Below are 8,296 nucleotides of genomic sequence, written 5' to 3'. Positions count from 1 at the left end.
GTTGAACTTGCGGTTATACAGATTCACAAGACTGTCCTTTACCTCGGCCGGCTGTTTCTCCAGCCATTCGGAGAATCCGTTTCGGATCTCGTCAATCTTGGCGTTTGCGAGCTGTATCGCCTCGGCATCCGGCACCTTTATGTCATTGCCGTTGTCATCCTTGCCTATGGATTTCTTTATGTCAGGTACGGTGTTGTGCAGTGCGTGTTTCAACAGGCTCATGCCGTCATAGACACGGTAATAGCCGCGCACGCAATATTCCTCCCATATCTTCATGTTCTTGCGGCGGGCGTCACATGAGAATTCATCCATAGATGAGGAATAGTTGATTTTCACATCGGTTGCATACAGGCAACTCATATAGTCGGAGTACAGCTGTGTCGGTATCCACCGTTCACCGAAATTGAAATCAAGCTCATCAAATGCAATCTTCCGTGGCGTGGCTTCCTCCAATGCCTTCAACGAGTCTTTCGACAAAGCGATGAACGGCTCAATGCCGTCAAATCCGGGGAACCCTTTGATGCGTTCTTCCTCACGTTCAATCCATGCCTGAACATCCTCGGCTTTCTTCACTACATTTCCGGCTATGAACCGGTCAGCGATCTCATAATTCTCCACAAGAGGATTATAATATATGTGTCCCTGCAAAGCCTCGGTCATTTCATCCTCGCCCATGCCGACAAGCGACGACATATATTCAAGATTCACGCCGCCGAATTTATTAAGCGAGGCTGACAATGCTTCCATCGGGGTATCAACCGATGTTATCTCATCAATGGCGAATGAAACAGGATGATCGAAAATGTCTGCCTTGACATACTGACCGTTTTCGGCCCGTTCAAGTGCCAGCGCGTCACGCCCGTTGGCATCCATAAGAATGAATTTCACATTTGCTTTCTCGTTGAGGTTGCCGTATCTCTCCACGAACTCATCATAATATTCATTGAGGTGTTCACGCATATCAGCATTTTCCTCATGCGTTTCAGCCTCATAGTGATAGAGCTGCTGATACGTTTCCGACATGGTTATATAGAGAATGGCGCGTTTCTCCTGCTCCGGTTTGACTGGGAGCGGAGTGAATGTCGCACTATTCTTGCGGACCTCCGAAAGAAAACCGACCTGCCCCTTGTCAACGACCATAGAGCCGTTGTGATGGAAATGCTGAATATCCTCCGAAAATTTACGGGGCGACATATCCTTTTCTTCCGGCATTGCCACCGTCTTTTCTGCCGATGACACTCTTGGCTGAGGGACGAAATCACCTTTTGATATTTCAATGATTGTGCCGTCTTCTGTAATTGTCTCTTTCTTTGCCGCCTCCAATGCCTCTCGCTCCGCTTCCATTTCCGCCATCTGGCGGTGTGCTATGCTCATCATCGTTTCATAGAAGCCGTTGATGGGCGGATTATCCTCCCAGTTAAGAGAACCGTAAAATTCCAGTTCTTTCTCGGAGAGCGGGCGGAATTTCTTGGCAGTAGCATCTGAAATTTCTATTTTCGGGGATGGCTTCGGTTTTTCTTCCTCCTGAGCCTTTGGATGTCGTGGCTGACGCTTCGGTTTCTGCAACGGCTCCAGCTCCCCGAAAAGATTATAGGCGAAAAGACGCGGGTCGGGGTTGTCGTTGAAGTCAGGACTGCCATCCGTTTCAATCTCCTGCGGTTGCGGCTTTGCTTCCGGCATTGGAGTTTCAACAGGTGCAGGGGTAGGCTCCGGTTCAACAGTTGGCGGGGGCGTTATAGTTTCCGTAGGCTTTAATTCCTCCGTTTGTTTCTGCTTTGGATCTTCAAGCTGTTCGCATATAGCCACGCGCTGCCCGGCCCTTACGAGCTTGGGGAGATAGGTGTCGAGGGCATGATGCGGAAAACCTGCCAGTTCGATACTGCCGGCTTTGCCGTTGCGCCGTCGGGTCAGTGTTATGCCGAGTATTTCCGAAGCCTTGACAGCATCGCCCCCCATCATCTCATAGAAGTCGCCCACACGGAACATCAGTATCGCGTCCGGGTGCTTCTTCTTCATCTCCTTGTATTGCGTCATCAATGGAGTGTCTGCAACACGCTTCGGTTTTTCTACCTTATTTTCGGTGGAACGCTTGACAGATTCAGGCGTGGGAGGTTCAGGCGTGGAAGGTGTAAGAGTCCTGTTATTATAGAAGTCCAGATTGAGGCGCAGTTTCAGCGATTCATCGAGTGCCTTCCGCATATCGGCTGCAATACCATCAACTCCGCCCTCATGCTTATAGATGACAGCCGGTTTGCCGAACTGGTCTGTGCCAACCTTTGCCTCCGTGCATATAACATTCTGTGGAAACGCCGCAAAATATTTATTGTTGGGAACTTTTGTCACGTTGTCAACAATGGACTGGATAAAAAATTCCTCATCGGCCGACAACGCTTTTTTGTTGGTATGCTTCTGAAGAATAATCAGGTCTGACCCGGCATCAGTTCCGGCATTGTCGGAGAATGTGTTGTTGGGCAGACGGAAAGCACCGACAAGGTCGGCACGGCGCATCATTTCCATGCGCACAAAGGGACTGGCGGCATTCATCACCCCCTGTGAGGCAATAAATGCCACTATGCCACCCTCATGCACGGAGTCCAATGACTTCAGAAAGAAGTAATTGTGGATAGTCTTTGTTGACTGGCGGTAAGCGATCTCCTTGCTTGTTGCATATCGGGGGTCGGCAACCGCAAAGTCCCCGAAAGGAATATTTGATGCGGCAACATCAAAGTATCCCTCAAAATCAGAATCAATCTTCTCAAAGCCGCTTATCTCGGTTGATATTGACGGATGCAATGCGGACAATATTCTGCCCGTAAGCAAGTCTTTCTCAAATGCCAGCGTTTCGGCTCCGGGGTAGCGATGCAGGAAAGAATCAACGAAAGCGCCTTGCCCCGCTGACGGTTCAAGGAACTTTTCAATCTTCACGCCTCTGTCACGCAGGGCTTCCGCCAACGCGTCAATAACAGGCGCGGGAGTATAGAACGCGGTCAGGACGGATGCTTTCAGCGAGTCCATGTAGGCGGCAAACTCCCGGTCATTCTTGGAATAGTCATGAATCATCTGCCGCAGCTGGAATGTCTGTGCGAACAGCGGCCTGTCGCTCTCGCTCCATCGGGCAGCATCGGCGAGTTCATCAGCGTCATTCAGGATACATTTCAGGCCGCCGAATCCGGCATACTTGGATAATTCGTCGCGCTCCGATTCATTGGGCGCACGGCGTTCAACACCGAGGCGCAGGGCAACCCTTATAGCCTCGATGTTGTCGCGCATGGTCTGCTGGCGGTTATAGCTCATAGCCGTCGAGTATATCGGTTATCGCTCCGAGAAGCTCATAACGCAGTGACGGATATTCCTCTTTCACAAGAAAATCTCCGTTGACCTCATATCGGTCAAGAATTTCATTTATTTTTTTCAGTCCGGCCAGATGTATTGCCGTGACTTCCCATACCGATGACGGCAACCTTTTCCAGCAATCTTCTTCAAGGATGGCATGGACTACGTCATAGCGTGACACATATAACCCTTCCAATAGAGTGCGCATCGCCATTTCATGGCATCTGTGCGGAGAGTGTCCGGCTGAAAATTCACCGGTATATGTATCAAGAGCGGCGTCGGCTCTGCTTTCTATAAATCTTGTATTGTCCTCTTTTTCAAAATGGTGTTCTTTTATATGGGCACGAAGATACTGCACATAGAAATCCAGTTCGGTCTGTTCCGTGGCTTTCATATCGTTATGTATTATCGTGGCTTGACCGCATGGAGTATTATGTCAGGAAGCGGCCGCCGGCTTATGCGCCGGTAAAAGGACGGGCGGGGATTATCCCGCCCGCCATATTACATATTTATTTGCTGTCGGGATTTTCTGTTGCAAAGATGTCAAGGCAATGTCCCGCGATGAGATTGTACAGGTATTCCTCGTCAGGAGTGAGGTCAACGGGATATAATCCCGTGGGGATGATGCCGTGGTGGGAATGGTAGCTACTGTCGGCAGTCCATATAGGTTCCTCTCCAGTTATGTCGGCAGCTCTGGCTTTCATCCCCAAAGTCGGGTGATGGCTCAGGTTGGCGGCGCAGTAAGCGATCGACTCTTTCAGATATTCCGGCAAGGCGGTCTTCGGCTCATCATCGGGATAGCTGATAAGCCCCTTGTTGTAGAGCGAGTATGCCACTCCGGTAGTCTTTGCGGGAGACCAGCCGCGACGGTTGTTTCCTTCATGCTTCAGATTCTTCATTGACCATACGGTTCTTTCAACGGGAGCGTCGCCGAGGTCATTGACACCTTCCATCGGTCTTGCCCCGATAGTGTATTCCGCTATCGCGTTGTCGTGAAACTCTCCGAAGCCGGGAACTTTATCCACAGGGTTGTCTATGGCTTCCAGTATTGACTGGCGTGTCACGGAGCGGAGCCACACTCTCGCAATCTCACGGGGCACGTTGATATAAATGGCGAGGCTCGCGAAGATCACCTCTCCGTTTGCGGAGGGCTTCATGGCGTTGTAAACAACATCGGCATTCTTCCAGAGTTTCTCGATGATGCTGACCTGCGCCATATCTTTGTCGCTTGGGCGGCGGTTGCCTTTCGGCCCTTTCCCCTTGCTGTCCTTGCGGATACTGAAGTTGAAGTTTTCAGAGAAGGTCTCATCGGCTGTCATATCGGAGCATACCGAAAACTGGAACTTGGATTTGGGAGTGGCGGAAATGATGTTGCCGCCGGTCCATGTGACTGCGATATTGCCTTTGCCGAAATATCCTTTGTTGAGCACGTTTACTCCGAGTGCCTGTGCGATCGCCTTGGCAACAGTGCGGCTTTCTGTTATGATGACTTTGTTATTCATTCTTTTATTTTTTGTTTGAGGGTGTTTTTATTATGCGGTCAGAGATTTTTTACATCTTCATTCCGCGTGATTTTTTCTTTTGCGTTTCATCCTTCGGCCCGGTCTGACCTTTCTGGAGAGGCTCGTTTACTTTTTTTGTAGCCTCGTTGGTCTTGCCTTCGTTGTTCACGGCCATCTGCGTCTTGCTCTCGTTGGCGGGGGTGACGGTTTGAGCCTGACGGGGGTCAGTGAATGATGAGTTGGGACGCTGGCTTTCCGGGTTGAATGTCAGATACACGGTACAGGGATTTCCCTTCTGGTCAACCATATTGCTCATGACTACCGTTTTCCCGGCGACGTAGTCGGCCTGTTGCTGCTCTGTCATGGGCACACCGTTCCATTTTGTGATGGGTCTGATTTTACCGTCCTTTGTCATCCATGTTGATTGACGCTGTTTCAGTTCGCCGCCGTTGCCCTGATTCTGAGACTGACGCTGCTTTTTCTCATCGGGGACAAACTCGACCCTGCGGCTGTCTGCATTTACTTGTAGCGTGACAGTGTATTGCTTGCCGCTCTTGTCAGTTATCTGCTTGTCCTTGACAGGCTGACCGCTTTTGAGAGTATTTATTTCAGCCATTGTAAGTTTCGTCTGGCCGATTGTGTCCTTTACATAGATATGTTTGGCCGGAACGCTTACAATCTCATTGGTGAGTCGGTCTATGCTGATGAACGAGGGAATGACCTCTCCGGTCTGCCTGTCAACTACATCGGCTATGCGGCCGAGATTGCCGGTCTTTTTCAGATTCTCCTTGTCCTGCTCCGTGAATTTTACACCGTTGAACTCCTGACTGAGATCCGGTTTCTCACAGACGAACGAGGGGACAACTTTAACATTGCCGTTCTCATCGGTCTTGAAAGCGAGTCTTGCCGCGGCTGTCTTCATATCGCCATCGACATTGAGGCGGATGTTGATAAGACCTGATTTGCGGTTATACATCATTTCCTGCAAGTCACCGCGCTTTTCAAGTTCGTCGCGGTCAATGCCCCAACGTTCCTTGAGCGCGTTCCAGTCGATCTTGTCGGCCTCTATCTTCTGATAGCGCTTTTCAGTCTTCGGCTCAACCTTGGACGGGTCAAGCATAGCCTTGTTTGCCTCCGGATCTTTCAGCGCGTCCTGTATCACCGGGCCGACCGTTTCGAGATTCTCCGCATCAATCTTGTAGAATCCGAATTGTGACGGGTTCTTGCATTGCCTCACAAAATTTGAAAGGAATGCCTCCAGCGGATTCTTGTGTATGTTGAACACCACAAGGTCGCTGAGCTTGGAGGTCTTTGCATCGGCCATCGCCGGGGTGCCGTCCTCTTTGAGTCCGGCAACTGCGCCTGTCTCGCCTGTCTCTTTATTGTGGGCGATAAGCACTTGGTCTTTTTCTGGGGTCTGGTCTTGTGCCATTTTTTTACTTTTTAGATTTGTTTCAAGGTGTCGTGTCACCTAAGAAATAGCCGATAACATCGGGAGGCAGATAGCCTACGGGGCCTTTTTTGTGCTTCTGGACATACGGCAGCACTCCGTTCTTGCGCAGATTGTACTGCTGCCTCAGTCCGAGGCCGAATTTTCTCAGCACATCTTTCGGAGTCCATAACCGCGCTTCCTCATCGGGATTGGAAGAATCGGTCTTGCCGTGGCGTGAGTCGAGTTTCCTTTCAAGGCTGTCAACCTTGTCAAGCAAGGTCTGGAGAAGTCCGAGCATCTGTTTCTCTGATTTCGTGCTCATACGTAGCATGGTCTGTAACGGATCTCCCTTTTTGAGAGAAGCCTGTTGAGTGATGCGGGATGCCAGCTCAATCCGTGGCAGCTGATTATATCGAGAAGATCACCGAGTATGAATTTCGGATTGCCGTTGTCCTCTATCGACAATATGTTGTATTCCTTGATTCTGCGGTAGAAGGTTCTCTCGCTGACTCCGAGAATGTTCTGAACTTCCGTCTTGCTTATGCGGTATTCCCTTTCCTTGTCTGTGAGAGGGCGACATCCGTTCTCGTCAAGTTTGTGCTGTGCCGGCATATTGCTCTGGTTTAATGCCAGCGTTTGTACAGTGGAGTGCAGCTGGTCCATTATGGCTCTCATCGCACTTAATTCGCTGCTTGGTACTAATACGTATCCATCCATTTTTAGGAGTGATTAGGTGTTTGGGAGCGATATGGGGTTACACAAATGCTCCAATTAGGGTTTAGTTTATAGTTTTTGCTCTGATTGGAGCGTATCATTCGGCGACTTTCGTCATGCTCCCGTAGGAGGCGGTCTTCTTGTATTTTTCATTGTTGAAAACTAAATTGATTTGTTTCGGGCGATTTTACAGGAATAAAACATCACTACGGCATATCATTCTCTGACAGACCTCTGCCATTGTTTTGCCAATGTTTTGCCATCGCTTATCCGTTGACTCTAAAAAGATTATCTTTGTGGTTTCCGTCCTTTAATTCCAATATATGTACCCACCGAATTGCCGCTGACAAGGCGCAGTTCCGCCCAGTCCCTGAGTTCCGAAATTTTGAAATGCAGCCTGTGCCCGAATTTATGGTAAGGTATGTTTCCGGCAGAAGTTTCCTTATACAGTTGGCCCTTGGCTATGCGGTAGCCATTGGAATTGAGGAATTCCAACGCTCCGTCTATATCCACCGAGTCTGAATCATGTTTTGGTTGAAACGCTCCAATCACTTTTTCAATACATCCGCAGACTGTTGTTTCAATAATCTCCCGCAGTTGATCCACGGAAAGCACCACAATGTTTGTATTATCCATTTATAATATGACATCGCAGAGTGTGTATCCTGAGAAATACGCCATTTGGCGGGTATGTCCGATCCAGACAATCGTTAATGTGAATTTTGTGTTAAGCATTACCGTGAATCACGGAGTTTCTGCGACATCGAAGAAATTAACACTTATTATCCCCCTTTTAGTTCGCGTAAATCACGCTATGGCAGTAGATTGGCGTAAAATTGTCACTATGTCTGTCAAAAAATAACCGTCCTTCCCGTTGTTCGGAAAGGACGGCCATGAAAATCGTATGTGAAGGGCTTTGCCTACGCCCAGTTTACGGATGGAAGACTGTTGATTGCCTTATGCTTCAGTTCATCGACGACGTGCAGGTATCGCTCGGTCATTTCAAGTCCTGCATGCCCCATAAGCGACTGTACCGTTTTGATGTTTGCTCCGGCATTAAGGATATTCACCGCGAATGAATGACGGGCACAATGCCATGTGATATTCTTTCCAATCTCAGCGGCCTTTACCCACTTTTTCAACTGGATCAGTCCGGTGTCCCATTTGGGCAGGTTGAAAATCGGCTGCTTTGGATTGCTTTTGCTGTCCGGTTCTCCGATGAGGCTTATCAACATCGGGCTGAGAGGGGTGACGACACCGCACGCCTTGCTTCGTCCGGCAACTTTGCATTGCTCAAATCTCATCACACCGTTGG

General features: G+C 49.3%; 8 protein-coding genes. All 8 read right to left on the bottom strand.

Annotated features, from left to right (window positions below; all coding sequences use genetic code 11):
• Positions 1-3,294 (bottom strand): DUF8437 domain-containing protein (locus tag C5O24_RS09065; protein WP_500690281.1); only part of this gene is annotated, 3,294 nt, incomplete at its 3' end.
• Entirely contained in the window at positions 3,284-3,727 is a 444-nt protein-coding gene (locus C5O24_RS09060) for a DUF1896 family protein (protein WP_107681728.1), read from the bottom strand. The genes C5O24_RS09065 and C5O24_RS09060, both read right to left, overlap by 11 nt.
• A gap of 115 nt (positions 3,728-3,842) precedes the next feature.
• Positions 3,843-4,835 (bottom strand): DNA topoisomerase, encoded by a 993-nt coding sequence (locus C5O24_RS09055; protein WP_107036418.1) that lies wholly within the window; start codon positions 4,833-4,835, stop codon positions 3,843-3,845.
• A 49-nt stretch (positions 4,836-4,884) separates the two neighbouring features.
• Positions 4,885-6,267: a DUF3945 domain-containing protein gene (locus C5O24_RS09050; protein WP_107036417.1), complete on the bottom strand. Its 1,383-nt coding sequence runs from the start codon at positions 6,265-6,267 to the stop codon at positions 4,885-4,887.
• A gap of 22 nt (positions 6,268-6,289) precedes the next feature.
• The gene (locus C5O24_RS09045) at positions 6,290-6,589 is read right to left on the bottom strand and encodes a hypothetical protein (RefSeq protein WP_107036416.1); all 300 of its coding nucleotides are present in this window, start codon (positions 6,587-6,589) and stop codon (positions 6,290-6,292) included.
• On the bottom strand, positions 6,586-6,879 hold the full coding sequence (locus C5O24_RS09040; protein WP_148061086.1) for a hypothetical protein: 294 nt from the start codon (positions 6,877-6,879) through the stop codon (positions 6,586-6,588). The genes C5O24_RS09045 and C5O24_RS09040 overlap by 4 nt, the downstream gene beginning before the upstream one ends.
• 390 nt (positions 6,880-7,269) lie before the next feature.
• The gene (locus C5O24_RS09035; RefSeq protein ID WP_107036414.1) at positions 7,270-7,617 is read right to left on the bottom strand and encodes a helix-turn-helix domain-containing protein; all 348 of its coding nucleotides are present in this window, start codon (positions 7,615-7,617) and stop codon (positions 7,270-7,272) included.
• Positions 7,618-7,901: 284 nt separating this feature from the next.
• Positions 7,902-8,296, bottom strand: a 395-nt coding sequence (locus tag C5O24_RS09030; RefSeq protein WP_205961084.1) for a tyrosine-type recombinase/integrase, incomplete at its 5' end; no start/stop codon positions are given.

It is taken from the genome of Paramuribaculum intestinale, from assembly GCF_003024925.1.
Taxonomy (GTDB): Bacteria; Bacteroidota; Bacteroidia; order Bacteroidales; family Muribaculaceae; genus Paramuribaculum; species Paramuribaculum intestinale.
The sequence above is the reverse complement of the archived record's forward strand: the minus strand, read 5'-3'. Positions and strand labels throughout refer to the sequence as shown.

Bases quoted from the DNA above. Each gene is read 5' to 3' on its own strand.
- C5O24_RS09060 (WP_107681728.1), bottom strand. From the start codon at position 3,727: ATGAAAGCCACGGAACAGACCGAACTGGATTTCTATGTGCAGTATCTT.
- C5O24_RS09055 (WP_107036418.1), bottom strand. From the start codon at position 4,835: ATGAATAACAAAGTCATCATAACAGAAAGCCGCACTGTTGCCAAGGCG.
- C5O24_RS09050 (WP_107036417.1), bottom strand. From the start codon at position 6,267: ATGGCACAAGACCAGACCCCAGAAAAAGACCAAGTGCTTATCGCCCAC.
- C5O24_RS09045 (WP_107036416.1), bottom strand. From the start codon at position 6,589: ATGAGCACGAAATCAGAGAAACAGATGCTCGGACTTCTCCAGACCTTG.
- C5O24_RS09040 (WP_148061086.1), bottom strand. From the start codon at position 6,879: ATGCCGGCACAGCACAAACTTGACGAGAACGGATGTCGCCCTCTCACA.
- C5O24_RS09035 (WP_107036414.1), bottom strand. From the start codon at position 7,617: ATGGATAATACAAACATTGTGGTGCTTTCCGTGGATCAACTGCGGGAG.